General features: G+C 46.1%; 3 protein-coding genes. All 3 read right to left on the reverse strand.

Going from position 1 to position 1,509, the window contains the following annotated elements; all coding sequences use genetic code 11:
* On the reverse strand, positions 1–542 hold a 542-nt coding region (trmB, locus tag PGX78_RS08165), incomplete at its 3' end, for a tRNA (guanosine(46)-N7)-methyltransferase TrmB (RefSeq protein WP_270446447.1).
* Between the two features lie 204 nt (positions 543–746).
* Entirely contained in the window at positions 747–950 is a 204-nt protein-coding gene (locus PGX78_RS08170) for a DUF951 domain-containing protein (RefSeq protein WP_006941327.1), read from the reverse strand.
* Between the two features lie 11 nt (positions 951–961).
* Positions 962–1,509, reverse strand: a 548-nt coding sequence (locus PGX78_RS08175) for a mechanosensitive ion channel family protein (protein ID WP_270446450.1), incomplete at its 5' end; no start/stop codon positions are given.

The raw sequence follows: 1,509 nt of genomic DNA on the forward strand, positions 1-1,509 counted from the left end.
TCGTAGGTTACCTCTGACAAAGGCCAGTGACGAGCGTTGAACTCTTCCAACGTAAAGTCGAAAAGTCCCGCATTATCGGACTTAAAGTGAATTTCTCCGTCAGCAGCCAACAAACGTGCATAGCGATCCAAAAACCCCCTGTAGGTCAAGCGGCGTTTGGCGTGCCGTTTTTTAGGCCAAGGGTCACAGAAATTGATAAAAAAGCGATCTACTTCGCCGGGTGCAAAGAGAGTTTCCAAAAAAGCGGCATCAAACCGTAACAAGCGTACATTGGTAAGTTCGGCAGCCGCACATTTCTTAGCGGCATAGTATAAAACCCCCAATTGCACTTCAATGCCTATAAAATTAACCTCTCTGTGAATATCGGCTAAGCGAGATATGAAGTTTCCCTTTCCCGTACCGAGCTCAACCCACAAAGGCGCCGTCGGATTATCAAAGACCTCACGCCATCTTCCTTTCAGGTCCTCCTGCGGTTGCAAGTATACGAAGGAGTCGTACTCCCGTATTGCCTCGTCAATCCACGGTTTTCTACGTAATCGCATGCGTGCCTCCTCTAAAAAAGGCGGCTGTCGAAGTATACAGCCGCCTTCATCTCCCTTGTCCGAAACGGGTGGAGAAATATAACCTTCGACTCCCATTTCTTTTTTCTTTACTCATTATAGGTAAAGCCTATTTACCTGTCAATTTTTCGACTCTCATCAGCCTGCAAAGAGTGCGGCATAAGCAAATTCTTATACCGCACTGCTTTATGATTTTTCCTTATGCGAAATAATTTTCTTTACGGATTTTTCGAATTTAGGTCGCGATACCATGACGCGATGACCGCAACCGCAACAAACAATAATAAAATCGACACCCGTCCGTACTACTTCCCATTCAAATGAACCACAGGGATGTGCTTTCTTCAATTGCACAATATCTCCGATTGCATATTTGACAAAATCGGTCATATTTTCACTCCTTACGCGGACATACCGTTTTCTTTAACAAGTTCGGGACCACCTATACGAATACTGCGTAGGACGATACCAGCAGTATACAGACGCTTGGCTGCCTCGTACTGATAAGCCGCACACACGGTACATGAGTCGACCCACGCCGACGGCAGCTTCACATCATAGAAAAAAGAGTCTTTGTCCATAGAAGACAGGCCCGACACGGCGGCTCCGGGTTTCAATTCCTTGAGCCCCGACACGGCAGCCAAAGAATCATTTAAAATTTTCATAACCTTTTCCGGATCGTAGTCTTGGGAGACACAAATGCGGACGGCTCCGAAATACGTTTCTTTCGAGTAGTTTGTCACCGTATCAATTAAGCCGTTCGGAACAGTGTGTATCACATGGTCCGACCCTTCCAACTTCGTGGTTCGCAAGGTCAGTTCCAAAACCTTTCCCGTTAAGCCTTTGATTCGAATAATATCCCCGATTGCATATTGGTTTTCAACGAGTATAAAAAAGCCGGCTACAAAATCCTTAACCAAGCTTTGCGCACCGACACCTACGGACAAAC

Origin of the sequence: Megasphaera sp. AF13-6AC (genome assembly GCF_027685385.1) — a bacterium.
In the GTDB taxonomy this organism is placed as follows: Bacteria; Bacillota; Negativicutes; order Veillonellales; family Megasphaeraceae; genus Megasphaera; species Megasphaera micronuciformis.